Annotated in this window: 26 protein-coding genes; 7 read left to right on the forward strand and 19 right to left on the reverse strand. The window is 58.7% G+C overall.

All coding sequences use genetic code 11. The features are described from left to right. Positions 1–8 precede the first annotated feature (8 nt). Positions 9–626, forward strand: a complete 618-nt coding sequence (locus ABIN98_RS05735; RefSeq protein WP_346908198.1) for an isochorismatase family cysteine hydrolase — start codon at positions 9–11, stop codon at positions 624–626. Next, on the forward strand, positions 623–1,450 hold the full coding sequence (locus ABIN98_RS05740; RefSeq protein ID WP_346908200.1) for a hypothetical protein: 828 nt from the start codon (positions 623–625) through the stop codon (positions 1,448–1,450). Before ABIN98_RS05735 ends, ABIN98_RS05740 begins: the two co-directional genes overlap by 4 nt. Before the next feature lie 10 nt (positions 1,451–1,460). On the opposite strand, the gene ABIN98_RS05745 is transcribed toward ABIN98_RS05740, so the two are convergent. The 3 genes from ABIN98_RS05745 to ABIN98_RS05755 form a co-directional block, all read right to left on the reverse strand. After that, a complete protein-coding gene (locus ABIN98_RS05745; RefSeq protein ID WP_346908202.1) occupies positions 1,461–2,255 on the reverse strand; it encodes an MBL fold metallo-hydrolase in 795 nt (264 codons plus the stop codon). Positions 2,256–2,516: 261 nt separating this feature from the next. Further along, a complete protein-coding gene (locus tag ABIN98_RS05750) occupies positions 2,517–3,962 on the reverse strand; it encodes an amidohydrolase family protein (RefSeq protein ID WP_346908204.1) in 1,446 nt (481 codons plus the stop codon). A 58-nt stretch (positions 3,963–4,020) separates the two neighbouring features. Beyond that, entirely contained in the window at positions 4,021–4,896 is an 876-nt protein-coding gene (locus tag ABIN98_RS05755) for a polysaccharide deacetylase family protein (RefSeq protein ID WP_346908206.1), read from the reverse strand. A 274-nt stretch (positions 4,897–5,170) separates the two neighbouring features. Here ABIN98_RS05755 and ABIN98_RS05760 point away from each other — a divergent pair, with 274 nt between their 5' ends. From ABIN98_RS05760 to ABIN98_RS05770, 3 genes are read left to right on the forward strand one after another with little or no spacing between them, the layout of a single operon-like run. Beyond that, positions 5,171–6,280, forward strand: a complete 1,110-nt coding sequence (locus ABIN98_RS05760) for a glycosyltransferase family 4 protein (RefSeq protein WP_346908208.1) — start codon at positions 5,171–5,173, stop codon at positions 6,278–6,280. Continuing rightward, a complete protein-coding gene (locus ABIN98_RS05765; protein WP_346908210.1) occupies positions 6,277–7,224 on the forward strand; it encodes a glycosyltransferase family A protein in 948 nt (315 codons plus the stop codon). Before ABIN98_RS05760 ends, ABIN98_RS05765 begins: the two co-directional genes overlap by 4 nt. Positions 7,225–7,244: 20 nt before the next feature. Next, positions 7,245–8,276: a glycosyltransferase gene (locus ABIN98_RS05770; RefSeq protein ID WP_346908439.1), complete on the forward strand. Its 1,032-nt coding sequence runs from the start codon at positions 7,245–7,247 to the stop codon at positions 8,274–8,276. 13 nt (positions 8,277–8,289) lie between these two features. On the opposite strand, the gene ABIN98_RS05775 is transcribed toward ABIN98_RS05770, so the two are convergent. Together ABIN98_RS05775 and ABIN98_RS05780 are read right to left on the reverse strand one after the other, a co-directional pair. After that, positions 8,290–8,988 carry an FkbM family methyltransferase gene (locus ABIN98_RS05775; RefSeq protein WP_346908212.1) on the reverse strand — a complete coding sequence of 233 codons (699 nt, stop codon included), beginning with the start codon at positions 8,986–8,988 and terminating at the stop codon, positions 8,290–8,292. 9 nt (positions 8,989–8,997) lie between these two features. Beyond that, complete coding sequence (locus tag ABIN98_RS05780) at positions 8,998–10,107, reverse strand: glycosyltransferase family 2 protein (protein WP_346908214.1); 1,110 nt, start codon at positions 10,105–10,107, stop codon at positions 8,998–9,000. A gap of 304 nt (positions 10,108–10,411) precedes the next feature. Here ABIN98_RS05780 and ABIN98_RS05785 point away from each other — a divergent pair, with 304 nt between their 5' ends. Continuing rightward, entirely contained in the window at positions 10,412–11,656 is a 1,245-nt protein-coding gene (locus ABIN98_RS05785; protein WP_346908216.1) for an MFS transporter, read from the forward strand. A 5-nt stretch (positions 11,657–11,661) separates the two neighbouring features. Here ABIN98_RS05785 and ABIN98_RS05790 read toward each other — a convergent pair whose 3' ends face one another. The 5 genes from ABIN98_RS05790 to ABIN98_RS05810 all read right to left on the reverse strand — a co-directional run bounded on the left by ABIN98_RS05790 (position 11,662) and on the right by ABIN98_RS05810 (position 15,817). Further along, positions 11,662–12,780, reverse strand: coding sequence for a TonB family protein (locus ABIN98_RS05790; protein ID WP_346908218.1), 1,119 nt, complete (start codon positions 12,778–12,780; stop codon positions 11,662–11,664). After that, positions 12,777–13,175 (reverse strand): biopolymer transporter ExbD, encoded by a 399-nt coding sequence (locus tag ABIN98_RS05795; protein ID WP_346908219.1) that lies wholly within the window; start codon positions 13,173–13,175, stop codon positions 12,777–12,779. The genes ABIN98_RS05790 and ABIN98_RS05795 overlap by 4 nt, the downstream gene beginning before the upstream one ends. A gap of 8 nt (positions 13,176–13,183) precedes the next feature. Further along, positions 13,184–13,564, reverse strand: coding sequence for a biopolymer transporter ExbD (locus tag ABIN98_RS05800; RefSeq protein ID WP_346908221.1), 381 nt, complete (start codon positions 13,562–13,564; stop codon positions 13,184–13,186). Continuing rightward, positions 13,554–14,273 carry a MotA/TolQ/ExbB proton channel family protein gene (locus ABIN98_RS05805; RefSeq protein ID WP_346908222.1) on the reverse strand — a complete coding sequence of 240 codons (720 nt, stop codon included), beginning with the start codon at positions 14,271–14,273 and terminating at the stop codon, positions 13,554–13,556. The genes ABIN98_RS05800 and ABIN98_RS05805 overlap by 11 nt, the downstream gene beginning before the upstream one ends. Positions 14,274–14,593: 320 nt before the next feature. Next, positions 14,594–15,817 carry a LysR family transcriptional regulator gene (locus ABIN98_RS05810; RefSeq protein ID WP_346908224.1) on the reverse strand — a complete coding sequence of 408 codons (1,224 nt, stop codon included), beginning with the start codon at positions 15,815–15,817 and terminating at the stop codon, positions 14,594–14,596. A 108-nt stretch (positions 15,818–15,925) separates the two neighbouring features. Here ABIN98_RS05810 and ABIN98_RS05815 point away from each other — a divergent pair, with 108 nt between their 5' ends. Continuing rightward, on the forward strand, positions 15,926–17,299 hold the full coding sequence (locus ABIN98_RS05815) for an aminomethyl transferase family protein (protein WP_346908226.1): 1,374 nt from the start codon (positions 15,926–15,928) through the stop codon (positions 17,297–17,299). A 61-nt stretch (positions 17,300–17,360) separates the two neighbouring features. Here the strand turns inward: ABIN98_RS05815 and ABIN98_RS05820 are convergent, their stop codons facing one another. From ABIN98_RS05820 to fliD, 9 genes are all read right to left on the reverse strand, one after another. Beyond that, positions 17,361–18,257 (reverse strand): flagellin, encoded by an 897-nt coding sequence (locus ABIN98_RS05820; RefSeq protein ID WP_346908228.1) that lies wholly within the window; start codon positions 18,255–18,257, stop codon positions 17,361–17,363. Positions 18,258–18,268: 11 nt separating this feature from the next. Further along, complete coding sequence (gene flgK / locus ABIN98_RS05825) at positions 18,269–19,648, reverse strand: flagellar hook-associated protein FlgK (RefSeq protein WP_346908230.1); 1,380 nt, start codon at positions 19,646–19,648, stop codon at positions 18,269–18,271. A 42-nt stretch (positions 19,649–19,690) separates the two neighbouring features. Further along, positions 19,691–20,143 carry a hypothetical protein gene (locus ABIN98_RS05830; protein ID WP_346908232.1) on the reverse strand — a complete coding sequence of 151 codons (453 nt, stop codon included), beginning with the start codon at positions 20,141–20,143 and terminating at the stop codon, positions 19,691–19,693. Between the two features lie 23 nt (positions 20,144–20,166). Beyond that, complete coding sequence (locus ABIN98_RS05835) at positions 20,167–20,385, reverse strand: hypothetical protein (protein WP_346908234.1); 219 nt, start codon at positions 20,383–20,385, stop codon at positions 20,167–20,169. 47 nt (positions 20,386–20,432) lie between these two features. Beyond that, the gene (gene flgE / locus ABIN98_RS05840; protein ID WP_346908235.1) at positions 20,433–21,689 is read right to left on the reverse strand and encodes a flagellar hook protein FlgE; all 1,257 of its coding nucleotides are present in this window, start codon (positions 21,687–21,689) and stop codon (positions 20,433–20,435) included. Positions 21,690–21,699: 10 nt separating this feature from the next. Then, positions 21,700–22,368 carry a FlgD immunoglobulin-like domain containing protein gene (locus ABIN98_RS05845; RefSeq protein WP_346908236.1) on the reverse strand — a complete coding sequence of 223 codons (669 nt, stop codon included), beginning with the start codon at positions 22,366–22,368 and terminating at the stop codon, positions 21,700–21,702. A gap of 372 nt (positions 22,369–22,740) precedes the next feature. Then, positions 22,741–23,109 (reverse strand): hypothetical protein, encoded by a 369-nt coding sequence (locus tag ABIN98_RS05850; RefSeq protein ID WP_346908238.1) that lies wholly within the window; start codon positions 23,107–23,109, stop codon positions 22,741–22,743. A gap of 90 nt (positions 23,110–23,199) precedes the next feature. After that, the gene (locus ABIN98_RS05855) at positions 23,200–23,643 is read right to left on the reverse strand and encodes a flagellar export chaperone FliS (protein ID WP_346908239.1); all 444 of its coding nucleotides are present in this window, start codon (positions 23,641–23,643) and stop codon (positions 23,200–23,202) included. After that, complete coding sequence (gene fliD / locus ABIN98_RS05860) at positions 23,644–25,332, reverse strand: flagellar filament capping protein FliD (protein WP_346908241.1); 1,689 nt, start codon at positions 25,330–25,332, stop codon at positions 23,644–23,646. Positions 25,333–25,339: the final 7 nt, after the last annotated feature.

Genomic DNA, 25,339 nt, shown 5'->3' on the forward strand with positions numbered 1-25,339 from the left:
TACTTTACATGGCTACGCAACCGCTTCTCGTCGGCAATCCCGTGCTTCTGGTGATCGACATCCAGAAGAGCGCCTTTCTTGAAAACTACAACGGCGGCATTCCGAAAATGACCGCCTACACCCAGGCGATGCGTCAGGCACGCAAGGTAATCGATGCGGCCCGGGCAAACGACGTTCCCGTGATTTTCTTCCAGGAGGCGCACCGACCGAACATGATCGATTTCGGTCGGGAACTGGACGGGACCGAGGACGTGCATTGTGTCGAGGGCCGGGAAGGCACCGAGATTGCGGACGACATCGTCGGCCTGCGCCCAGACGATTACGTGATCAAGAAGCGCCGCTATTCCTGCTTCATCGGGACCGATCTCGATATCCTGCTGCGCGGCCTTCGGGCGGATACGCTGGTCATGGTCGGCGGGCTGACCAATGTCTGTGTGCACTATACCTTCGCCGACGGCCATCAGAAGGATTTCTATTGCCGCGTGGTGAAGGACTGTGTCGGTGGCTCGAGTGACGACGCCCATGACGCCGCGCTTAATGCCATGGAATATCTGCAAACCGGGGCGGTGCGCATGAGTGACGAGGTGATGTCCGCTTTTTCAAGCCACAAGGCGGCGGCGGCTTGAGCGCGCTGGCCGAACCCCTGACCGGGGATATCACGGACCGGGACGTGGTCGGTCTCTGGAAGCGCGCCTATATCAAGGCGCCTGCAGAAAATCCGTCTCACGAGGACCACGAAACCCGGGTCTACTGGTTCCAGGCGCCGGAGCTTTATGCCGATCTGCGGGTACCTGCGGAATTCGCTTCCGGGTTCGGGGGCGCTGCGCTCAAGGACCTGGACTGCGATACGTTGTTCCGGCTTGGAAAATGCGAAGGCTTTGCCGGCCTCTCCACCGTGGAAGACAGTGTCTGTACGTGGCGGCGCTTCATCAATCTGCAGGGGCCAGAAGAGGGCAAGGATATCGGCCGCCTGAGCCACGCGCCGGACGGAATGTACGAACACGGGGTCGAGGCGGATTTCGTCGAACTCTGGCAGAACGATCCCTCAAGATCATCGGGAATGCGGGCGGAAATCTATTCGGACGGGGAAGGGCGGATCGCCATTCTCGTCCATTCGGCCACGCATTTCCTGTTCGCCTGCGACCGGCCCGACCGGACCCGTCGTCTGACGACGTTCCAGGTGGAACTGGCCGACGCCCTGATCTGTCCGAACCCGGAGCCGGAGCTGCTGAACAGCCTGTTCGAAGCCGAATACAGTTTTGGCCATCTGCACAGCGGGGCGGCGGTTATCGACCTGTCGACCCTGCCGACCCGGGTCGGGGACTGCCTTTTCGAAGACGTGCCAGCCAACGGTGATCCGTTTCAGACGAAGCACCGGGCTTTCGACGGTCTGCCTTATCAACGGCAGTGGCACAAGGTGGCGCGGGATCGTCTGCCGGAGCTACTCTGAAGGCTGAGTGTCAGACGCCCCAGATCCGCAAGTAGTGCTCGACGATCTCATCGAGCCGCTTCTTGCCGAAGCTCGGATCATGGCCGCCATGGACGATAGAGACATCCAGTGCTTGCAGCTTCTTCATGGTGGCGACATACGCTTCGACGCTCATGCCGGGTCCGTCATAAATGAGCGGTCCGTCATAGATCGCATCTCCGGCAAAGAGGACGCCGGTCTTTTCCTCAAACAGCGCGATGCTGCCGGGTGAGTGGCCGGGCACATGCAAAACCGCGAACTGACGGTCCCCAAGATCGACCGTATCGCCTTCCTCCAGAAGCCCGGTCGCCGGCGCGCCCGTCAGGGAATAGGTTTTCGGGTCGTAGCCCGCATAGGGCAGGGCATCGATCAGGAGTTCATCCAGGGGCGGATAGCCGGCTTCCTCGAACAGGGCGAGCAGCTTGGGATTGATCTCGTCGCGGATGATCGTGTTCATGCCCGACGGGGCCGCCATTTCGTCCGCCTCGATCGGGTGGACCAGACGGATGTCGAATTCGTGCACGCCGCCGATATGGTCGATGTGGGTATGCGTGGAGACGCAGACGATTTCGGAAAAAGTCTTATCCGAGAGCGGTTCCAGATAGGGGCGGATCGGGACGATCCCCATGCCGGTGTCGATCATCATGTCCCGGTCACTGCCGCGCACGAAGAACAGGTTGGCCTGTTCCAACACATGGACATGAGGCTCCAGCAGCATGTCTGTGGTGTCGTCGACCTTGGTGACCGAAAACCAATTTTCCGCGATTGGGTAGCTCTGGAGATCCATTCTGTTCCGCTTTCTGTTTATCTGACGCCCTGAAACGCACCGGCTTTGACAGGATAGTCGCAAGGTGTGTGCCAGATGGGGGAGCTCTTATCGGAACCCCGAAAAAGATCCTGTTTTCAGAGGTATGCGGCGTACGACACGTGCCGGCTAAGTCAAATCATATTGTCGATTGGAGCATCCAGTGACACGCGTTGCCGCCTTTTTGATCAGATTTCGGCTTTCCCGCGGAAGACAACGCAGGGACCGCCGCTATCAGAGCCATCAGCAACATCCCTTGTAGAATTCCGCCACGTGCGGCTCGATTGATGAGAACGCTTTCCGAGCGTTATCGGTGGTGGGCAGGGCCGCGCGATATTGGGCGCGCAATTCCGTTTCGACCGCTTCGAGATCCAGACCGATGAGCTTTCCGGTCTTCAGAGTCGTTCGTCCGCTCGAGACCAGTTCAACGATGTGATCCTGGGTCGCGCGGGCAAACAGATAGTGGCGGGGGTCGACCGGCATCAGACCGTCACGGTCGAGGGCATCCAGATCGAGGAACATCAGATCCGCCGGCTGTCCGACCTCGATCGTTCCACCCGGTGTCAGCCCCATGGCCGCGCGGCCGGTGGAGCAGGCGGCTTTCAGCGCGTCGCCAGGGGTAAGATCATCGGCAAAGCCCCAACCGGCATTGAGCAGGCGGAACAGGCGCAGTTCACGCAAGGCGTCGTCGTCCTCGTCGAAGGCGCAGCCATCGAGGCCCATGGCAAAGGCAACGCCGGCCTTCTTCATTTCCGCAACCGGAGCGATGCCCGAGGCCAGATGCAAGTTGGAGGACGGATTGACGGAAATACGCGCGCCATATTCGGCGATCAGTTCCAGTTCCTCCGGCCGTGCCCAGACGCAATGGGCCAGTGTGAGCCGGGGAGACAATAGGCCGATATCGGCGAGATGACGGACGATCCCCTGCGGATAGGCCTGATCCGCCCAGTTGCGTTGGGGAAGCGTCTCAAGCAGGTGCATATGGACGCGCCGGTCATTCCGCTCCGAAGCCTCGGCAATCGCGCTCAGGAAAGCGTCGGTACACCACTGAACGCCATTGGGGCCGTATTGGACATCGACACCGGGCATGTCGCCGACGGTTTCTGCGACCGCATCCACCAGGGCAATTTGCTCCGCCGGCGACTTCGGGGTTCCAAGCCAGGTTTGACGGACGAGGGACTGGATGTCCTGAGGAAGGCCGCTCAATAGCGGTTCGTGGTCGCCGTAGATCAGCGGGTTGCGGTCGCGGATGGCGATGGCCAGACCGATCGCCAGACCCGCATCGGAAGCCGCTCGTGCGATTTCCTTTGCTTCTTCGGTCAGGGGCGTCAGGCCCATCGGGCGGGTCAGGTGCGCCATGGCGCCGACACAGCCGCCGCGGACCGAACGGCCGAAGGCGGCCGCCGTTGCCAGATAGGGATCGACGGACGGCATGGCCGCCAGGCTCGGCAGCCACGTTTCCAGCGGCTTCAAACCGCAGCCGAACGAGGTCGTCGACAGGGGGCGGGCGTGGTTGTGGGCATCCGCCAAGGCCGGCATGGCAAGCAATCGTGGTCCCGAGGAAGGCTCCTTCAGGGGGCGGATGGCCGTAATGAGACCGTGCTGAACGGTGATTTCTGCTGGACCGCCCGGTTCATACGCCGAACCGAGCAAGGCATCGGCAACCTGAAAGACGCGAGTACCGGTCATTTTCTGAGTTTCCTTTTCATGTCTTTCTTCCCGATGACTGTGACTGGACAAGTAACGCTCAAGCCTTAGGCAGGACGATCGTTTTGAAATGATCCGCGATCGCGCCTGAGGTTGTCCACCAGACACGCTCGTCCGAAAGCGACTGGATTGTCGTGAGGGCCCGGCGCAGATGCTTCAATCGATAGGGCTGGCCGAACAGATAGGGGTGCAGGGCAATTCCCATGACCAGGGGCTGATCGGCGGATTGCGCCAGCATTTCCTCGAAATTGTCGATGATCATGTCGGCGAAGGTGGCGGCATCCATCTTGCGGCCGACGATCATCGGGATGTCGTTGAGTTCCTGCGGGTAGGGGACACTCAGGATCGGGCCGGACCGGGTTTTGAACCAGACCGGTTGGTCGTCATGGCACCAGTCGAGCAGATAGCTGTAGCCCGCTTCCTTCAGGAGGTCCGGTGTAACCAGGCTTTGGGATATCCACGGGCCGAGCCAGCCCTCGGGGCGGCGTCGTTCCGCCTGTTCGATCCGGACCGTGGCGTCCTCGATCAGGGTCCGTTCTTCTTCTTCAGGCAGAATGCCCTGGCGCTCGGAATTGGTGCGGCCATGGCCCACGATTTCGTCGCCACGGGCCTGGAACCGTTCGACCAGACCGGGACAATCGTCATAGAGGTTGGAATTCACCAGCACGCTCAGCGGCAGGCCGAGCGTATCGAACAGATCGGCCATCCGAAATGCCCCGACACGGTTGCCGTAGTCGCGCCAGGCATAATTGAGGACGTCCGGCTGTGGCCCGCCTGGTGCCAATTCCGCGCCCAGGCCCTCGCCGAACCAGAAGGTCTCCAGGTTCAGGCCGATATAGACTGCCAGACGTCGGCCGTCAGGCCAGGAGAAATCCGGTCTGTCTGTGATCGGGACGTATGGATATCGACTGTGCATTATCGGCCTCTGAGATGTGCACGCGTATGGTGGCTTTAAAGGCAAGCGCTGTGGTTCAGTGCCTTGCGTGCTTCCTGGGTCAGGTAAAGCAACAACCATGCCGGTTGGGAAAGTCCGTGGATGACCCGGGGGAGCCGGGGCCGTTATGGGACGGGGATAGCGGACAGGCATCATAGCCGGTGCGGGTATTGTCGATGCAACCCGCCACGCCTATAAGCAACTTACCTGTCATTCGCGGGCTCACAACGGCCCGTTTCTGCAAACGGAAATCGACTTGCCGATTGAACCGGTCAATATAGCCATCGTCCTGCCCCGCGGAATGCATTTCGGCCCCGATCGGGCGACGGCCATAGATCTATGCGTTCGTGATTTCGTTGCCCATTCACGTTATCGAAGCACGACAACGGTCATCGGCGAGGCACTGGCCGATCCCTTTGCCGACATCTCCTTTCAGGGCGTTTCCAGAGACCCTGGGGATAGCCAGAAACGCTTTGTCCGCAAACTTGCCGACCGTGCGAAAGACTGTCGACCGAACCTGGTTGTCGTGCATCAGCACCTGTCTTCGGCCATGACAATCCGAAAGGATTTTCCCGATATCCCGGTCCTGCTGCACAAGCATAATACGCCGAAGATCGGGAGCGGCTTTATCAAGAAACAGCTGGACCGGCGGCGCTACAATGCGTTCGATCACCTGATTTTCGTCAGTGATTTCAGCCGTGAAAACTTCCTGGGCAGCCTGCCAGGCCTGGGGGGCAAGTCTTCGACCGTCCACAATGGTCTTGATCTGACATCCTGGACACCCGCCAAGAAACGGGACGATACGGTTCTGTTCGCGGGGCGTGCCGTGCCGGATAAAGGCGTGCTTGAAGCTGCGCAGGCGGTGGCAACAGTTCTCGCGGAGCAGGGGGGCTGGCGGACCCGTTTCATTTTAAGCACGCTTGCTACCGACGAGGCCTATATCGACCGGATCAAGTCTTTGCTCGCGCCCCTTGGAGACCGTGCGGAGGTCTGTTTCGATCAGCCGCATTCGGCTGTTCAAGAAGCGTTCGAAACCGCGGCAATCACGCTCGTTCCTTCGCTGTTCGAAGAGCCGTTTGGACGTACAGCGATTGAAGCGATGGCCGGCGGATCAGCGCTCCTTACGTCCGGAAGGGGCGGTTTGCGCGAAACCACGACCGATGCCGCCTTGTGGATTGATCCGACCAATGAGCGCGATTTCGCGGGGGCGCTTTCTCTGCTCATGAAGGATGAAAGCCTGAGGGGGAGACTGGCCCAGGCGGGGGCGCAACGGGTGCGGGAGTCCTTTTCGATACAAGTTCTTTCGGCCCGGCTGGATTCCCTTTATGAAGACGTTCTTTCGCGTCACCGGACCACAGGACTATGAGTAAGCAAAAGATTGGCGTCATGATCTGCACGGCGCAGAGACCCCGCATGGTCTCTGAGTGCGTCCAGTCGATTCTGAGGCAGACGGTAAGCGAAGATCAGAGTGTCGAGATCTGCGTGATTGAGAATGACAGCCAGCAGTTAAGCCGCGAAGCGATTGAAACCCTTAACGTCGATGGCGGGTTTCCGGTGCTTTATTACCAGGAACCGGTGCGCGGTATTCCCAAGGCTCGGAACAAGACGCTGGAAGTCGCCGTGCAGCGCGGTTACGACTGGATCGCCCTGATCGACGATGACGAAGTCGCAGATCCTCACTGGCTTGGGGAACTGTTGCGTGTGGCTCAGGTCCATTCGGCTGATGTGGTCTCCGGGCCGGTTCGCCGCCGCTACGAGGCGCCGCCGCCAAAATGGTGGAAGCATCTGAAACCCGCCGCCGAGACCGAAGGCGCGGTGCTGGGCGAAGCGCCGACCAACAACACGCTTTTGAGCAGGAAGCTGTTCGCCAAGGATGGACTTAATCTGCGCTTCCACGAAGCCCTGACCTTCGGCTTCGAGGATATCGATTTCTTCCAACGGGCCCATGATCTCGGATGCCGGATCGTGTGGGCGCCGATGGCCGGCGTCGAGGAAGAAATTCCGGCGAGCCGCATGGAGCCGGAACGGTTGATCCAGAGGGTCATGACGTCGGCCGCTGCCCATTCCTATACGAGCAAGTTGCGTCGGGGTACCGGCCATGCATTCATGAAATTCGGCGGCAAGGCCATCCGGCGTATTATCGGCGGGGCCTTTATCTGCCTGTTTACCGGCGCGCTCAGGATCGCCGGAGCCAAGGCGTTCGATGGCGCCTACTACAAGGGGCGGGTACGTCTGGCGCGCGGGCTTGGGAACCTGCGCGGATTGTTCCATGTCCTGCCCAGCTATTATGACACTGTCGACGGGAACTGATGGAAGCCATGCAGCAGTCTTTGAGAGTCGTGCACGTCCACTTGGGAATCAAGGGTGGCGCAGAGCGTTTTTTCGTGAGCCTTGTCAACGCTTTGGCTGAACGTGGTGTTGAGCAGAAGGCGCTCGTCTTTCCCGATCGGGTATGGAAGAAGGACATCGACAAGGTCTGCGAGGTGACCGAGATCAAGTTTAGCCGATCTCATATCGCGCGCTTCTTCATCAATCGCCGGATTGCGAAAATGAACCGGGCTTTCCGGCCACACGCGATGATGTCCTGGATGCCGCAGGCAACCCGCTGGATCCCGAACGACCCGAATATACTGACCGCGGCCCGGCTTGGCGATTATCCGGAACGGCTGGATTACTTCGCCAACTGCGATGTGCTGGTTTGCAACACGCCGGACATTGCCAGGGCGGCTGGCGACATCGGCTGGGACAGATCCAAAACCCGGGTCATTTCGAATTTCACGGATACCAGGCCGGTGACGCCGATTTCCAGGGGGAGCCTGGACACGCCCGACGATGCCTGCGTGGTCCTCGGCCTTGGGCGCTTCGTTGGCCGGAAAGGGTTCGACACGCTTTTAAAAGGCGTCGCCCGGAGTGAAGGAACTTACCTGTGGCTGATCGGAGAGGGCGAGGAGGAAGACAATCTTCGCCGTTTGGCCGCTGACCTCGGGATCACGGATCGCGTGCGCTTCATCGGCTGGACGATGGACCCTGGGCCCTACCTTTCCGCCTGCGACGTGATGGTCATTCCCTCCCGCCACGAACCGCTCGGCAATGTGGTTCTGGAAGCCTGGGCCGTCGGAAAACCGATCATCTCCACGGCCAGCGAAGGACCGAGCTGGTTGATAGACGACAATGTCAACGGATTGATCGTGCCCATCGACGACCATGAGGGTGTGGGAAATGCGATCGATCGCCTGAAGGCCGATGCCGGCCTGGTCGCCAGGCTTGTCGAAAACGCAACCGAAAAGCTGCAGACGGGCTATTCCCGCGACGCCATCTGCGACGCCTATATCGATCTTTTCTCCGGAAAGCGTGCCGGTTAGAGCCGGCTCCGCGTCACCGGGCGAACAGGTAACTGATGCTCAGGGTTTTCTTGAGCGAAAATCCCTGGCTTTCCAGATACTCGACGAGATCCTGAACCTTGTCCGCGCCGACAACATGCGCGTGCATTTCCACGATGATCTTGTCGATGGCGGACAGATCGCATGAGGGAAGAAGATCGACTTCGGCCCCTTCGATATCCATGACGATCACGTTCGGCTTGAATTCGGCGAACACATCCGAAATTGCGTCGCACGGAACCGGTGTCTTTTCGCCCAGGCCACGGTCGTACAGACTGGATGAATAGATGTTCTCGGCGAAATAGAAGTCCACTGTACCAGGCGAGGTGGTCAGCGCCTTCGATCGGAGGTTTGGCGTCATGCCGTTCAGGGCGAAGTTCTTTTCGATGATCGGACGCATGCCCGGGTTCGGCTCATAAGAGAGAACGTTCTCCGCGCCGCAGATCCTGGCACAGGTCAGGCTGACCAGCCCCACTCCGGCACCGACCTCGAGCACCCGGTCTCCCGGGACGACGATTTCTTTCAGAAGCCGGCGTTCGGGCGCCTCGTAGGTTTCCCGATAAAGCGCCTTGCGGATGGTTTTGGTCACGTCACCGAGATCCGTGCTGATCTTCAGACCTTCGATGGTGATGACATCCGGCTTTAGCCGCCGTCTGACTTGTGCACGGAAAAACCGGCCGATTTTTTCGAACATCGGTATCTGCTATTCTCTTATTTTGCGCGTATCGGCGCTGGAGCGCATAAGGCCACAGGCCTCCAGGTCTCCAACGCCGTTGAACCTTCGAGACCCTTCATAGTAAGCGCCGCGCGTCATCACCTCATCTTTTTGATCATTGTACAGTTTATAATGATGGCTGTGCGATGCATGCTGTTCTCTTTGAACGGCATCTTCTGTTTTCTGCGAAAAGTCACTGAGATATTTGAAGTGCAGCAACGCGCCCCAGTCGTCCGCGAGTGTGAGCTTTTGCTGAATGCGATGGGCGCCGCCGGCGAAACGGAGCCCTTTCCGCCATTTGATGAGCGCAACCTTGCTCATCATCGGCGGGAATTTGGGCAGGCTGCTTTGAACGATCCTCAGAAGCTTGCGTTGAAAAGAGGCAAGAACGGAACCGGGTTTGCTCTTTGTCCTGAGATGGAAAAAGTACTTCAGGATCAGTTTGTCCAGAATGCCGGGGCGACGTTTCCTGCCTTCATAAAACAGCCGCTCACGGGCCCCGCCGAAAAGCGCGTAGGGAGGCGTGTTGTACTCGCTTCTCATGCGCGGGTGCATTGGAATGAGCCGGTATCCATCCGGATCGAAGTACGGCGAGGCGTCCAGCATGGAATCGCCGGGCTTAAACTGAATTTGATCCAGCGCACCTTTCGGATACATGTCGATCATGGTCGTGAAGACACCGTCGCACCCTTTCCGGTCCCAATGCCGTGTCAGGGCATGGAGGTCGAGTTTCGGCCAGCCGGGATAAACGAACAGCTCGTCGACATCCAGAAAAAGGGTCCAGTGACCGTCCAGAAAAAGGTCGCAGATCACATGACGCCAATGGGATTTGTTCTCCTTGTACGGCTTGGCCGTGAAAATCCGCGTAACGTCGTTTTCATTATCCAGATAATTGCTGGTTTCATCCGTCGATGCGTTATCGACTATAATGAAATGGTCGACACCGATTGCTCGGTGGAACCTCAGGAAATCGGGCAGTCTGATCGCTTCATTGTAGCAAAGGACCACAGCGACGATTGCGTCCGACGGCAAGGACAGGTGAGGAGGCTCTGATCCATCAAAGCTGGCCTTGAAGGTTTCTTTCAGGTCTTCTTGCATCAGAAAGACGTGCTTTTCCCTGTTTGAATCCCTGACTGGATCCCATTTGTATTTTCCGTACCCGCTTTAGAGCATCGTGCGATAACTTTGAAGCATTTGATGTCAGAAAGCAGTTCATTCGCCCATGCGCGTCGTGAAGCGCGATGCGGTGCATCGTGCAAGCGGCGCAACGCAGCCGATGGGCGGCCCGCTTTCCGGGCTTGACCCTGAACCCGGATATGCTTCAAACGGGATAGAGCATCGATCGGCAGTGTCATTTCAAATTGACCCGTCATTGCCTTGGAGCATAAGGATCTCAACGGTCGTGACCGCAAATACCCGGAGGCCGGATACCGGCAATCCGTCTTCCGATCCGGAATCGCTTTTTAAAAACCGGAACTTCCTGCTTTTTCTTCTGAGCCGGACCGGATCTGTCACAGGAACGCAGATCCTTGCCGTGGCGATCGGCTGGCATGTCTATCAGAAAACGGGAGAGGTCCTTTATCTCGGCCTGATCGGACTGTTCATGTTTCTGCCGGTCCTGTGCCTGTTCCTGGTCGCCGGCTTTGCTGCGGACCGGTTTGATCGGCGCCTGATCGTCGGGATTTGCAATTGCGTGAACTTCGTAGCCATGACCGCAATTGGCTTCTATCTGATGACCGGTTCAGACGATATCTGGCCGATTTTTGCGCTTTTGGCTCTCAACGGGTCCGCGCAAGCCTTCATATTCCCCGCCCTTCAGGCCGCGCTTCCGAACATCGTGCCGCGTGAGGTCTTCGCCAAAGCCGTGGCAACAAATTCTTCCGTGATGACGATCGGGCAACTGGGCGGGCCGGCGATCGGCGGGTTTCTCATCGCACTGATCGATGCGAAGGTCTATTTCGTCGCCGCGGTGCTGTTTCTCATCGCCGCGGCTGCCATGTTTCTTGTGCGGGCGGATCTCAGGATCGCGGGGAAAGAGCCTTTCGGTCTCACCATGCTCCTCGGCGGTTTCCGGCACATCTGGCAGACGAAGGTGGTCCTCGGAGCCATTTCCATAGACTTGGCCGCGGTCCTTTTTGGCGGGGTCATGGGTCTTCTTCCGGTATTTGCGGTGGATATTCTGAAGGTCGGCCCCGAAGCCTTGGGGGTGATGCGGGCCATGCCGGCCATCGGCGCACTGGTCGTGGGCGTAACACTGGCGAGGTGGGGACTGATATGGCGGATCGGCCCGAGTTTTTTCATCTCGTTGGCCATCTTCGGCCTGTCTATCCTCGTCCTCAGCCTGTCGACCAACTACTGGCTGTCCGTTTCGGCGTTGGCGGTCTATGGCGCTTCCGACATGGTCAGCGTTTATGTCCGGCAGACCCTTGTCCAGATCGAAACACCAAATGATTTGCGCGGTCGCGTCAGTGCGGTCAACTCGGTCTCCATCAATGCGTCCAACCAGATGGGCGATTTCCGGGCCGGGACCATGTCCGCACTGATGGGAACGCCGGCGGCCGTTGCGCTCGGCGCTTGCGTGACGCTTGGTGTCACGCTGCTCTGGTACAAGCTGTTTCCTCAACTGCGTGAGCTGACGAAATTCTGAAGGCATTAGCGGTCAAATCGGACCGGAACCGTGAAGCTCAGTTTGCTGCCTCTAATGTCATCGGGAACCTTCGGCATGGGGGAGGCGCGGTGCACCATCTCAAGGGCTGCCTGATCCAGAAGCGAATGTCCTGATGAACGTGCGAGCCGGACGCCGCTGACCGCACCGCTTCGGGCCACTGTAAAGCTGACGGTCGCCGTTCCTTGCAGGCGATCGCGCCGGGCCTGGGACGGATACCGTTTGGCGCGGCGCAGTTTGACGAGAACCTTGCCGTTATAGTTCGAGCGCGCCTTTGTGCCGCCGTCTTTGGACTTGCCGTCCTTGCGTCCGTTTGCGTTGGATCTGCCGGCCGCGCTGGTGACTTGCTCACCGCCCCGGCGGGAGTTTTTATCCGCGCCCGATATTTTCTTTTTTTGCGGCTGCTGCTTGGCGATTTTTTTCTCTTTAGGCACTTCCGGCTTAATCGGTGGAGCGGGAGCAGGTGTCGTTGCCTCGAGCGTTTCGACCGGCTTTGCTTCCAGGGGCTTTGCCTCGACCGGCTTGGCATCAACGGCTTTGATGACCTCGGGTGCGACCGGCTGCTCAGCCGGTATTGGGGTAACGGTATCGGTCTCCGGCATTTCCGCTTGAACGGCAGAGGGTGCAGCGGCTTCGACAGCGGTCTCGGTCGGAGTAGCCGTCGTTTCTCTTTGAGGTTCGACGGGCTTCAACTCCTCGACCGGATCGTTCTGCGGCTCTATTCGAGGCGTTTCCGGAGGGACTGTTTCAGCCGTCACCTGCCGGGTGTCGGTTACTCCCTGGGTTACGGGCTGGATTGCGGCGGATGCGATCTCGACCGCCTTCTCTATATCCTGTGTGGTCTGAGGTGCCGGTTCCGGTTGGACGGCGGAAACGTCGGTCGCATTTTCGACCGGTTGAATTTCTTCCGTTGGGGGTTCGACCGCTTCCAGAGCGCCATCGGTACCGGCTATCAGATCTTCCAGGGATCCGATCACTGAGACCGCGCCGCCCTCGGAAGCTGCGATCTCCACCTCATCGGCATCAGGTGTGAAATAGGCCGAGATTGCCGCGTGGGTTGCCACCGACAGGATAACTCCTGCCACCACAAGACGTGAGAATTTCACTGGGCGCTCTTTCTGGTAATCAGAACCACGTTCGTACCGCCTGCCTTGGACAGGGCTGAAAGGACTTCCTCAAGCTTGTCGGCTGGCAGGTCTCCATCCGCAGCCACCTTCAGCGGACCGTCCGCAGTGTCGTCGGTCTTGGTGGCTTCCAGCCAGGCCTCGATAGACGTTTCTGCGTCCTGAGCATGGGTATGGCCGTCGCGATCGATGATCAGGGCACCTGTGGAGCGGATGCTTTCGTCTTCGGTAATATCAACCGGCGGTTCCAGACGCCGCGCATCGTCGCGGGCGATCGAGCCGGCAAACAGGAAAAAGATCAGCATCAGGAAGACCACATTGATCAGCGGAATGGTGTTTTCCGGCGGTGTTCTGCGGACTGGAAACTTCAGATGCATGGGGTTTCCTATTTTCCCGTCACAATCACGGTGTTGAGGCCTTCCCGGCGCGCAGCGGACATGACATCGACGACGTCCTGCACTTTTGCCTCCGGACCGGACCAGATGGCCAGCAATGCCTTCTCGCCTGCGGCAAGAGCTGCAAACAGCTGAGGCAGGTTTTCCCGTTCGGCGGACTGGCCGTTGAGGTCCATCCTGTTGCTGTCATGAATCCGGAAGTAGGCCGGTTTGATCTCGGCCCCGCCGCCTTCGCCGCCATTCGCGACCGGCATCGCCTGATAACGCGTGAAGCTGGACGTCAGCATGAAAAACAGCAGCAGCAGGAAGATGACATCGATCAACGACGTCAGGCCGACCGGCTTTCTCCTTGTGGGTTTGCTAAGTCGCATACCTCGGCTCCGCATGCTGGGCATCCAGGGTAACGACACTGGCGGTTCCGCGGTCGGCTGCGGCACCGGTAAAGAAGGCGGTGACCATGGCTTCCATCTCCGCCTGTTCTGCCTCGATCCTGCCGTCGAACCAGCCGACGATCGCCGAAATGGGAATGGCGATGGTCAGTCCGACAGCGGTCGTCAGCAAAGCGACCCAGATGCCGCCTGCAAGCACCGATGGATCGACGGCGGCACCTGCGCCCTGCATGGCCTGAAAGGCTTCGATCATACCGAGAACGGTTCCAAGCAATCCGATCAGAGGCGCGGTCTGCGCGATCATGTCCAGAGGTCTGAGCCAGGCGCGGAGCATGTTGATACGCGCATTGCAGACACGCTCGATATCTTCCTTCAGGTGCGTGGTATCGGTGCTGGCGTGGAGCCCGCGGCGCATGAGTTTCTGCAAGATGTCGCTCATGACGCTCTTGCTTGCGGAGACCCGTTTCAAGGCTTCCGACCGTGCTCCGTCCAGCCACAGGTCGAGTGCCTTGCGCGAAGGACCATGGCGGCCGACGCGCAAAAGCTGGAACTGCAGCAGTTTGGCAATGACCAGGGCAAATGCCACGACTGACAGAATCAGGAGCAGTGCCACAACCGGGCCGCCAGAACGCAACAGATCTACCAGTGGCAGCACAAAGGCGGGCAGATAGTCTTGAGAAGAGGAAAACATCGCAAATTCCATTAGATGGACCGGAGTTTGAAGGTAGTAGGTGAACTCAGGTCGAGGTTGCGACATACCATTGATTTTTCCCCTGCAACCTGACCTTCCGATCCTCTTGGGGAATTGAATGGAAGAATGAGGTGCGTAGGTGTGGCAGTTGCAGGTATTGGGAATATCATGCCGGGCCCTGACAGGCGGGGCGCATTCAACCTGAATTGTTTGGCTAATATACTTGAGTATTGGCTTCAGGTATTGTTGCTCAAGCGGTTGGATTTGGCAAGAAGGAAATGCATCTCGAATGTGTCAGGCGCAAGCGTGTGCGGATGCCGCTAAGGGACCGTGACCGGTTCGTCGGACGATTCGGCGACGAGGTCGCGCAGCAGCTTTTCGAAACATTGCAGCACTTCGCCTGGGTCTCCGGCCTTTCGATATGTGATACCGACGGCGGTAAGTGCGTCAGGCAGGTTTACATCCAGCTTTTTCAGACCATCCGGCAGGGTCTTCAACTGTTGTTCGCCGTAACACAGAAGTGCAATGGAATGGCTGTTGACGATCACCTTCTCCGCATTGGTGAAGGAATGGATCTCGCAGGTCTGGGCGGGGGGCACGGCCCCAACGCTTCGAAACAAGGTCTCGAAGTATTTTCGTATAGGTGTGCCGTGCTGTGCCACGATCCAGCTTTCGTCGCGCAGGTCGGCAATCGACAGGTTCTTTCGGTGGCAGGGATGGTCGCTCCTTGCCACCAGGGTAAACTTTTCCTCATAGAGGTAGGTTTCCTGGAGATCCGGATAGGGCGCGGGATTTCGAAGGACGCCGACCATGCAATCAAGCTCGCCACGCCGCAGAGCTTCCGCAAGCATGGCATAGCTCCCGGGAACGGCGATGAGGCGGAGATCCGGGTTGGTCTTCGTCAGCTCGCCGAAGGCCTTGGCAATGAGGTCCTGTCCGGAAAAAGGCAGCATTCCCACAGCGAGCCGCCCGATCAAACCCGGGCGTGGCCGATCCACCAGACTTTTAATGGCAGTTAATTCCCGCTCCAGTGAATCGTGAAGTTCCTTCAGACGACGGGCCTGCTTCGTCGGCTCCAATCCGGCCCGCTTGCGTTCGAACAGGATCTGTTTCGAATATTCCGTTGCCGCCCCGATAGCCCGGCTGACAGCCGGCTGGGTGATGCCAAGATGCTGAGACGCCGCGGACGCACTGCCGAATGTCAGGACAGCGGCAATCGCATCGAGATGGTGGGAACGCAGGAAATTGGCGAGCCGAGGCCGGATGCCGCTCATTGCCTCAATATCGTCTTCGGCCGATTGAATGAGTTTGAGGGCATTGGAGCAGTGGCGCAGCACGTTTTCTCCAAGTGCGGTTGGTTCGGTTCCGCCCCAGCCTCTTTGAAACAACGGCACACCGAGCAGTTTTTCCGCCGAAGCGACTGACCGCGAGATCGCCGGTTGAGTCGTAGCCAGTCTATCGGCCGCCGGGGCGAAGCCGCGGGCCGACGCGACTGCATCGATTGCGCGTATGTGCTTGAGCGTCAGCCGTTTTTCGCGCTGCATGTCATTATATTACCAAAATGGACTCAGTTATTCTAAATGAGCATAAGGCGAAACCGGCACGGGATGCTAGTCGTGGAGGGACAATGGAACAGGGAGGACCGCCAGACTATGGCCGACAAGTCGCTTGAGGATAAGATCAACGGGATCGGTAATCCGTCCCACATGCTGCAGAACGCGCCGGAGGGGGCTTACGTGTTTCCCATCGCGCCGCAGTACACCAACTGGATCGAGGAAGTGCGGTCCTGGCGCAACGGTGTGGTCCTGCTGAACCAGTCCTATCACATGACCGACCTCTATGTGCGTGGTCCCGATGCGCTCAAGCTTCTGTCCTATGTGGGCGTAAACAGCTTTGCCAAGTTCGGACGCGACAAGGCCAAGCAGCTCATCTGTGTGAACCCGGACGGCTATGTGATCGGCGACGGAATTCTCCTTGGCCTGGAGGACGATGAGTATCTTTATATCGGTCGGCCGCCGCTGGCGAACTGGATCGCGTATCAGGCGGAAATCGGCGACTTCGACGTCACCACCGAATTCGATATTCGTAGCCTGGAAAACCCGGACAAGCCGCGCAAGCTCTACCGCTACGAAATTCAGGGGCCGCTCGCGCTGGACCTCCTGAATGAAGTCAATGAAGGCGGTGCGCTGACCACCAAGTTCTTCAACATGGGCGAAATCACCATTGCTGGCTGCAAGGCAAGAACGCTCTGCCACGGCATGGGCGGTGCCCAGGGGTTGGAAATCTGGGGCCCCTACGAAGAAGGACAGAAGGTCTATGATCGCCTGCTCGAGGTCGGCAAAAAATACGGCCTTTTAAGAGCGGGATCGCGGGCATATTCGACTTCGGCAATGGAGTCCGGCTGGATTCCATCTCCTTTGCCTGCGATCTATACGGGCGAGGCCATGAAAGGCTATCGCGAGTGGCTGTCCGCCGGCAGCTTCGAAGCGGTCTGTTCGGTAGGCGGAAGTTTCCAGCCGGACAATGTGGAAGAGTTCTACCTGACGCCCTGGGACCTGGATTATGGCCGTGTGGTCAAGTTCGATCACGATTTCATCGGCCGCGAAGCGCTGGAGAAAATGGCTGATCAGGAACACCGGACCAAGGTGACACTGGTGTGGGACAAGGACGACGTCCTGAAGATCTTCGCCGGCATGATGGACGAGTTCCCGGCGCCCAAGCTGATGGAATTGCCGACCGGCAACTATGCGGCACACCCTTACGATCAGGTCCTGCTCGACGGCAAGATGGTCGGCATTTCGACCTATCCGGTCTATTCGGCAAACGAGCGGGCCTGGATTTCTCTCGCCATGGTACGCAGTGACCTGGCGGAGCAGGGAACGAAGCTCGATATCCTGTGGGGCGAAGCGAATGGCGGTACCGATAAGCCGCACGTGGAAGAACACCGGCAGATCGAAATCGCGGCGGAGGTTCACCCGTGGCCGATCCACGAGGCTTCGCGCTCGGGATACCGGGCTCAGAAATAACAACGTATTTTCGAGTGCGCCCGAACCGGTCAGGTCGGGCGCACTCTATCTATCGAAGACGTTAGCGCAGATAGTCGAGCAGGCTCAAATCGTTGAGCTTGCCGAGCGCCGCATAGCTCGCCTCCAGTTGAGTTTCATAGTTGGCCGCTTCGACCGCGACCGCGGCAATGTCGACCGATGACAGGTCCGTCGTCATCTCGCTTGCCGAAGCCACGAAGTCTTCTTCGGAAGCAATAATGTTTTCCAGTGTCGATGACTTGAAGCCGAGGCCGCTTTGCAGGGCGATGACGGCATCCTGGGCCTCGATCAGCAGATCGGTAATATCGCTCAACTCGTCCGTATCCAGCGGATCGGCGTTGGCGAGGTAGGAGAGGGCGCGCAATGCCTTTTCCAGGCCTTCGGAATCCGCCGTGATCCCGTAACTGATGGTCCGGTCCGACGCGGCCTTGACCGAAATGATCGTGTCGTCGCCCTGGTAATAATCGGTGTTATCGGTGGTGAGATCCGTTGCGACATAGTTTTCCAGATCAACCGGCGTCACTTCCGTTTCGCTTCCCGAAAAAAGGTAGCGGCCTTCGTAACGGGTGTTCAGATAGGACGCGATATCTTCCAGATAACTCTGCGCGAGAGACTGGAGCGTATCGGTCTCGTCGCCGGATGCGACGGCAGTAACCGCTGCCCGGGCTTCCGTGAGGATGTCGTTAATGCTGCCCAGGGCGGAATACATCATCTCGATCCGGGTCACCGCCTGTTCGGAAGCGGAGATATAGCTGTTGGACCGGGAGATCGAGACTTCTAGATTGACGAGTTGACCGGCATCGGAACCAAGCCCGGCATAGCTTGAGGAAATCAGGCCGCTCGACTGTTGTGCCTGCTTTTCCGCCAGTTTGGCCTGGGTTGCCAGGGCCTGCTGCAGGAGGCTGGAACTCTGACCGAAGGTGGAAACGCGCATCGCCATGACTTCCCTCCTTACTGAACGGCCGCGATCAGGTCTTCGAACATCTCCTGGATGACGCTCAGGATCTGCGATGAAATCGAATAAAGGTTTTCAAGGTCGGCAAGGCGCGCCGTTTCCTCGTCGACATTGACGCCGTAGGTCGAGGACACCGTATCCGAAATGGCGCTGAGTTCGGCTTCCGCCGTCTCCAGTTTGGAGGACGCATTGTTCGTCTGGGTCACGACGGAAGACAGGATGTCAGTCGCATAGTCGGCAAAGGATGACGTGCGCGCTCCCAGACCGCCGGCAGCGCCGAAGTTCGTGTCGTTCTGAAGGGCATCGAGCAGATCGGTCGCCATTTCAGCGGCGCCTGTCGAACTCAACAGATCGGATGGGGATTCGATCAAGTCCGTATTCACGGAAATATCGGTGGCGTCCGCTCCGGTTAGAAGGTCCGGGCGGATTGTGTTCAGGCTGTCGATCAGGCTGGTGGCCAGTTCGTCCAGCATGTCCTGGACGGCCGGAAGGGTCTCGTCCCTCAGTTCGACAAGTGCAGCGATCGTTCCGGTTGAGATATCTCCGGTAATATCGTTGCCGTCCACAGTGATGCCGGAAAGGCCGCTCGCGCTTCCGTCATATGTGAGGTCCGACGTTACCGTGCTGGAGGCATCGTAGGACAGCGTGTGGGCGCTGGCATCGACCAGGACCTGACCCGAGGTCGTATAGACCTTCATGGTGCCGTCGGAGGTGATGAAACTGGTAACGCCCAGGGATTCAGACAGGCTGACCAGTGCGGAATTGCGCTGATCCTCCAGATCGGCCGTGCTTTCGCCGCGTGCCGATGCCTGCAGGATCAGATCGTTCAGCCGGTCGATGGTTTCGATCGCCTCGTTTGCGCTGTCGACGGCGGTGGCGATCTCTTCGTCCGCTTGTTGCCGCAGATCCTGAATGTCGGAAGACTGGTTGCGGATCTGCGATGTCAGGTTCTCCAGGGCGTCGACGGTGCTGGCAGCCAACGTAGTGCTTTTCGGAGTGTTGGCCAGGTTCGACAGGGCCGTTTCCACATCGGCAATGGAATTTGCCAGCGACGTGCCGGTATCGTCGCTGCTGGTCGTGGAGCCCATGGCCGACTGAAGCTGGTCCAGATAGCTGGCGGTCGTCGTGGCTGCCGCGGTATCGGATGTTGCTTCTGCAAGCTGTTCGATCAGGATCCGGCTGACCTTGGAACTGATCGTGGATACCGAAACGCCGGTGCCGGCGCCCGAGGTTGTTTCGGCGACCTGAGAGGCGGTCTTGCGGGTGTAACCGTCCGTATCCGCATTGGCGATATTCGATGAGGTGACAGCGAGCTGAACCTGCGTTGCGGCAAGCGAGCCCGATGCGATTTTGCTTGCTGTACTCAGGGACGTCATGTCCGTCTCTCACGTGTTTTGCGCAGGAATCGCAAACGGGTCTCAGGCCTTGCAGCCTGCGCCGATCGAAATCGGATAGCTCGCCGCCGGCCGATAGGCCGCCTTGTCGCTGTAACCGGCGGGCAGGGTGCGCGCTTCGCGGATGGCGCGGACAATGGTCGCCGTCCGGCGCCGGCTGGCCTTCAGTGCCCGGTTCAGCAATTCTGTGTTTGCCGCCAGAGCTTCGCCGAGTTCGCGGTTTCTCCGGAAGAGCAGGGAGGTCAGATCCGGGCTCGCCAGGGACAGGACGGTCGGCTGCGCATGGATCTGTTTCAGCCATGTCTCGAATTCCTGGACCAGTTCCCGTTTCCGGGCAACAATGTCGTCGATTTTCACGGGACGCCCAGGGGCAAGTCTCTGGTTTTCTTCGCCCGCGAGGGCAATCAGTTCATCGGCGATGCCGATCATGTACCGGATTTTGGCGTCGAGCTTGTCGCGTATCGTTTCGGAACTCATCTCAATCCTCGATTTTTTGGTCATCAGCGGCGGTTGCCGGGTTTGCTCAGGGCGCGGATACGGGCGTAGGCGCCTGCGGCTGTACTCACGGCAAGTTGCCGTGCTTTCTGCCTTCCCACTTCCGTGCGCCCCTGGCGCAGGTCTTTGAGAAGACCCTGCAGGTCTTTTTTCAGGAGCATGATCCGCAGGCGGGTCGTCTGGGTCTGCGGGCTCTCGCCAAGGCGGCGTGCCTCGGAGGTCAACTGCCGCAGTTTCTCAACGTCAGGCCGATGATCATCCTCCGGCCCGCTCAACGGACCGCATCCAGCAGGGTGTTGAACATGTCGCTCGCCGTCGACATGATCTGGGACGAGGCCGAGTAGGCCTGCTGGGCCGTCAGCATCTTGCTGAACTCCTCGCTGGTATCGGTGGTGCTGGCTTCCAGCCACCCGCCGTTGATCGTACCGGCACCGCCTTCGCCAGCCTGATGCAAGGTGCTGTTTCCTGAAGCGGAGCTGCGGGCGTAGACGCCGTCGCTCTTTTCGGTCAGCCCGTTGGCATTGCCGAATGTGGCGACCGGGATCTTGTAGATCACCCGTTCCTCGCCGTTGTCGAAGAAGGCGGTGACAGAACCGTCGTCCGAAATTTCAACCGATGACAGCGAGCCGTAAGCGAGACCGTCCTGGGTAATGGATTGAACCTCGATGTTCGGATCGTCGCTGTCGGAGGCGTATTGGGTCAGGCCGTCCGTATCTCCGATCGTGCCCAGGTCGAGAGAGATCGTGCTGTCGGCGGCACCGGTGGTCCAGCCGGTGATGCTGAATTCCGCGGGATCCGGGTCCGTCGAGGCCAGGGTTCCGTCTTCATTGAACGAAATCTCGATGGATGCGGTCGAAGATGTTCCGATGATATCACCCGTGCTTGAAAGCGTCGGATCGTCGAATGACATTTCCCAGGTGTTTTCGGCGGTCTTTTCCCAGTTGACGGTCACCGTGGCGCTGGTGCCCAGGGAATCGTAGACCTCGAACGTGGTTTCGAACGTATCGCCGACTTCCGCATCTGCCGGCAGGTTGGCCTGTATCTCCACTTCGGAGGTGGCGTCGACGGAACTCTGCACGGAGTCGATGTCGATCGCCGTCAGGGAATTCTCGCTGGTGCCGCCAATGACATTGCCGTCGGCATCCGTCTCCCAACCCATCAGGTAATAGCCGTTGTTGGTCAGATAGCCGTTGCTGTCGACCTCGAATTCGCCGTTCCGGGTGTAATAGGAGGCGCCGTTTTCGACGCTGTTGGAGACCACGAAAAAGCCGTCGCCTTCGATGGCCAGGTCCGTGGCGCTGCTGGAGGCCACCAGCAGTCCCTGTTCGGTGACATTGGAGGTGCTGGTGGCAGTCACGCCGCCGCTGCTGCTGCTGCCGCTGCCGGCGACCAGGCTCGAAAAGCTGGTCGACGTGGTCTTGTAGGCGGTGGTTTCCGAGTTCGCCAGGTTATCGGAGATATTCGATAACGCCTGGCTCTGCGCATAGAGGGAGGAAATCGCCGAATTGAGGGCGCCCATCAAACTCATGATCTGACCCTCACTGTGCCGAAATGCTTTGGACGTTGTCGACCAGAACCGAAGCGCTTCCGATCTTGAGCACGGTCTCTCCGTCGGAAACGTCGACGCCGGTAACCGTGCCGATGACGGTGGTTTCGCCGCTGACTTCGTTTCCGTCCTCATCGGTGGCTTCGACTTCTAGGGTGTAGGTGCCGCCATCGGCGAGCTGGGTACCGTCGGAGGTGGTGCCGTCCCAGGAGATCGTGTGCTTGCCAGCGGAGGTTTCTCCGTCGCTGCTCCAGACGGTGTTGCCGTCCTCGTCGAGAATGTTGACGGTTACGCTGGCGGCCTCATCGTCGAGGGTGTAGCTCCACTCGGCGGATCCATCGGTCAGGGTGGTGGTGTTTCCCGTCGCTTCGACGGTTTGGCCGATATAGCCAAGTCCGCTGGAGGAAATGGTGCTCGACAAGGTGTCGACGATAGAGGTTAGCTGATCGTTGATCGCCGTCTGGGTATCGTAGCTCGCATAGGAGACAAGCTTGTCCAGGTAGGAATCCGTGTCCGTCGGGTCGAGCGGGTTCTGGTTCTGAAGCTGCTCGACCATGAGGTCCAGAAAATCTGAACTTGTAATGTTCAGACTTGATGAGCTGCTAGTCGAACTGCTCGTTGTCGAGGTGTCGACATAGGTATTGACAGTAGAGATACTCATGTCAGTCCCATCCACATCTTGTTAATGCTCGGAAAGGGACAGGTCGTTCGGCTTGTGTGGCCGGAATTCATCCCTTTGTTGAGTAAAACGGTCCAGGATGAGAAATCAGGCGAACTAAATTCTTGAAAATACTAGGAAATTTTTGCCTGACTAGGAAAATTTTGCCCGCAAACGTTTTGCGCTACTTGTTGGCAGCGGTCATTTGGGCAGGTGTCATGGGACAATGACTGAGAAACCGCCCACGGTGTTGGGGCGGATATCGGACCGGAGCGGCACACAGGGAAAAGGAGGCGCAGGACCAATCGGTCGCGCCTTTGTCATAGGTGAAAAAAGCTGGAAATTAATCTGCTGCTCGGGCCGAAGGTCGGTGCTTCAGGAGCGGGCAACTCGTTTCTGGGGGAAATTGTCGGAAACAGATGATGCCTCCGACGCGGTCCGGGTCGACCGGTCATTTGTATCCGAGGTATTCGGAGAAACACACCGATCGTCTCTGAAGGCGTTTTCCGATTGAACGTCGTCATCGGATAGTCGCGCCAGAATACGGTCAGCGAGGCCGGACGGCGCCTTGACCTGGGAAGAGGCTTTGAAGAGTGCGCTCAGTTCATCCGCTTCTCGCAGAAGCTGGCGTGCACGCTCCGACTGCCCGAGAAGAGCCCGGGCAGGCGCCACGTCTTCGGGTGACCAGCGCGCGAGATCGGCACCATGCCGATCCACGCGTTCCTGAAAGTCACTGAGGGTCATGTTTCGAACAGTTTCTGGCACATTGACCTCGTCGCGGAAAACTTCAGCAACGTTATCGGTGCTGTCGAGTCGAGTCCAGATTGTCAAAAGTTATGCAACGTTATTAACGGCCGATATGCCTTCGATCTCGTTAAGAAGCGGCTCCAGCGCGCGTTCCGACAGAGTGGTGAGCTCGCTCCAGGCATTGCGCAGGTCGAGCAGGCCTGTCGCCAGCTTGCGATAACGCTCGACGGCGTCTTTCTTGCCGATGGATGCGTTCAACGCGAAGATATTGCGCGTGTAGGCGTCACAGAGCTGGCGGGCAAAATCTCCACCTTTTTCCAGATCCAGGTTCTGGCGCAATCCGCGCAGGATGGCGATGGCGCGTTGTGTCCTCAGGTTTGCCTGTTCGTACTCACCCTGCCGCGTGTGGCGAGACGCAAGGATAAGAGCATTCAAGGCTTCATCGAACAGAAGCACCAGGGCAGACAGAGGGGGGACTGCGGTGCTGGCCTGACGATAAGCGGAAATGGCCTGGTTCATCCTGATTGACATTTAATCGTCTCCTGAATTGAGGATGGCGTCCAGATAATCCAGTGTCGACTGGGCGGCTTCGATGGCAGCCTGATATTCGGAGTATCTGACGGTGAGATTGTCCTGGTAGACCTCGGCGCGACTGCGGATGTCGTCGGATTCATCCTGGAGGTCTTCGTTTGTTTCGGTGAGGCTGGTGATCAAATCGGTGAGGACACCGTCGTCGGAGTTCGAATAGGCGTCGATCTCGTTGAAAAGGTTTTCGACGAGGCCGGAGCTGAAACTCAGCTCGACGGTCTCGGATGACGTTCCGGTGAAGACGAAGGTCACGCCTTCATAGATGGAACCTTCAGCTCCCTTGATGCGGCTGCCGCTGATCGTGAACAGGCTGTCATCACCATCAACGGATGCGCCAACCAGATTGCCTTCGGAATCCACCTCGATATCGAGGGTCAGGCTCTCGGGCATGGCGTCGTTCCGGGTAAGGAGCGCGACGTTGCTGGAACTCGACTCCATCTGGAAGGCGAGCAGGTTCTCAACCGCATCCAGATTGTTCAAAAGGGCGTCGTTGAGCGTGTCCTCGTCGAGTTCCAGATAATTGCTGTTGTCGTAGGTGAGACCGAGCAGCGCCATGGAGTCGGTATCGATAATCGTCGACAGGGCGTCAGCGATATCGCTGTTGGCATTCCGGAGCGTGCTGTCTCCGAACAGGGTCGCATCATCGGCAGCGCCGCCGCTGGAAGACGTTTCCTGCTGGGTCAGCGCCCATTCGCGATAGGCGTTATAGGCGTCGACGAGGTTGGTGATGCTTTCCTTGATGCTCGTCAGATCGGACGAAATCTCAACGGAAATGGAGGCGTCTTCTCCGGTCTCCTGGTAGAGGGTGAAGGAAACGCCGTCGAGAACGTCGTCAATGGAGTTCGTGCTTCGGGTGATTTCGATCCCGTCGAGCGTGATGACGGCATCCTGTGCGGCTTGCAGCTCGTCGGTAAAGCTTCCGTCCGTTCCGGTCAGCCCCAACGCGCTGCCGATGTCGGTACCGGACACGGAAGACATTGTGATCTCCTGACCGGTTTCGGTTCCCGAAAGGATCAGACGGTAGTTGCCTTCGGAAACCTGAAGAACCGTAGCCGATACGCCGGTCGTATCGTTTTGGGTGTTGATCAGTTCGGCGATCTCGTCGAGGGTCATGCCTTCGGTCACCTCGAACTCGGCGGTTTCCATATCCTCGAGACCGAGACTGAAGGTGCCGCTGAGGCTGAGGTCGGAGGTGCTGTCTGTATAGGAGGCTCCGGCGATTTTCTGGGTCGTGGCCAGTTGCAGGATCTGCAGGTCGTAGGTGCCTGTCTCCGTGCCGCCATCGGCTGTGACAACGACCGCGGATTCGGCGTCCACGTCAACGGTTCCGGTCAGATAGGCTTCGCGCAGGGAGAAGACGTCATCGTTTGTCGTCAGGCTGTCGGCGGTGCCGCGGATTTCTTCCGCCGCCGAAACCAGATCCTGCAGAAGGGATTGCATTTCCTCATAGGAAGCAATCTTGAGCTCGTTGTCCTCGATCTTGAGGTCAATCGTATCCGCCTTCTGGGTCTTCGCCGAGACGGCCAGTTCGATCAGTGCCTCCCAGTCGATATCGGACGAGGAAGACGAATAGGTATAGGTGCTGGCCGTCGTGGATGTCGTCGTCGAAGTGGTCGTTGAGGTTGTCGTCATGTCCAGA

Source organism: uncultured Roseibium sp. (assembly GCF_963675095.2).
Lineage (GTDB): Bacteria > Pseudomonadota > Alphaproteobacteria > Rhizobiales > Stappiaceae > Roseibium.

Coding starts and splice junctions, on each gene's coding strand:
- ABIN98_RS05735 (WP_346908198.1), top strand. CDS start 9: ATGGCTACGCAACCGCTTCTCGTCGGCAATCCCGTGCTTCTGGTGATC.
- ABIN98_RS05745 (WP_346908202.1), bottom strand. CDS start 2,255: ATGGATCTCCAGAGCTACCCAATCGCGGAAAATTGGTTTTCGGTCACC.
- ABIN98_RS05750 (WP_346908204.1), bottom strand. CDS start 3,962: ATGACCGGTACTCGCGTCTTTCAGGTTGCCGATGCCTTGCTCGGTTCG.
- ABIN98_RS05755 (WP_346908206.1), bottom strand. CDS start 4,896: ATGCACAGTCGATATCCATACGTCCCGATCACAGACAGACCGGATTTC.
- ABIN98_RS05765 (WP_346908210.1), top strand. CDS start 6,277: ATGAGTAAGCAAAAGATTGGCGTCATGATCTGCACGGCGCAGAGACCC.
- ABIN98_RS05775 (WP_346908212.1), bottom strand. CDS start 8,988: ATGTTCGAAAAAATCGGCCGGTTTTTCCGTGCACAAGTCAGACGGCGG.
- ABIN98_RS05780 (WP_346908214.1), bottom strand. CDS start 10,107: ATGCAAGAAGACCTGAAAGAAACCTTCAAGGCCAGCTTTGATGGATCA.
- ABIN98_RS05795 (WP_346908219.1), bottom strand. CDS start 13,175: ATGCATCTGAAGTTTCCAGTCCGCAGAACACCGCCGGAAAACACCATT.
- ABIN98_RS05800 (WP_346908221.1), bottom strand. CDS start 13,564: ATGCGACTTAGCAAACCCACAAGGAGAAAGCCGGTCGGCCTGACGTCG.
- ABIN98_RS05805 (WP_346908222.1), bottom strand. CDS start 14,273: ATGTTTTCCTCTTCTCAAGACTATCTGCCCGCCTTTGTGCTGCCACTG.
- ABIN98_RS05810 (WP_346908224.1), bottom strand. CDS start 15,817: ATGCAGCGCGAAAAACGGCTGACGCTCAAGCACATACGCGCAATCGAT.
- ABIN98_RS05815 (WP_346908226.1), top strand. CDS start 15,926: ATGGCCGACAAGTCGCTTGAGGATAAGATCAACGGGATCGGTAATCCG.
- ABIN98_RS05820 (WP_346908228.1), bottom strand. CDS start 18,257: ATGGCGATGCGCGTTTCCACCTTCGGTCAGAGTTCCAGCCTCCTGCAG.
- flgK (WP_346908230.1), bottom strand. CDS start 19,648: ATGACGTCCCTGAGTACAGCAAGCAAAATCGCATCGGGCTCGCTTGCC.
- ABIN98_RS05830 (WP_346908232.1), bottom strand. CDS start 20,143: ATGAGTTCCGAAACGATACGCGACAAGCTCGACGCCAAAATCCGGTAC.
- flgE (WP_346908235.1), bottom strand. CDS start 21,689: ATGAGTTTGATGGGCGCCCTCAATTCGGCGATTTCCTCCCTCTATGCG.
- ABIN98_RS05845 (WP_346908236.1), bottom strand. CDS start 22,368: ATGAGTATCTCTACTGTCAATACCTATGTCGACACCTCGACAACGAGC.
- ABIN98_RS05850 (WP_346908238.1), bottom strand. CDS start 23,109: ATGACCCTCAGTGACTTTCAGGAACGCGTGGATCGGCATGGTGCCGAT.
- ABIN98_RS05855 (WP_346908239.1), bottom strand. CDS start 23,643: ATGTCAATCAGGATGAACCAGGCCATTTCCGCTTATCGTCAGGCCAGC.
- fliD (WP_346908241.1), bottom strand. CDS start 25,332: ATGACGACAACCTCAACGACCACTTCGACGACGACATCCACGACGGCC.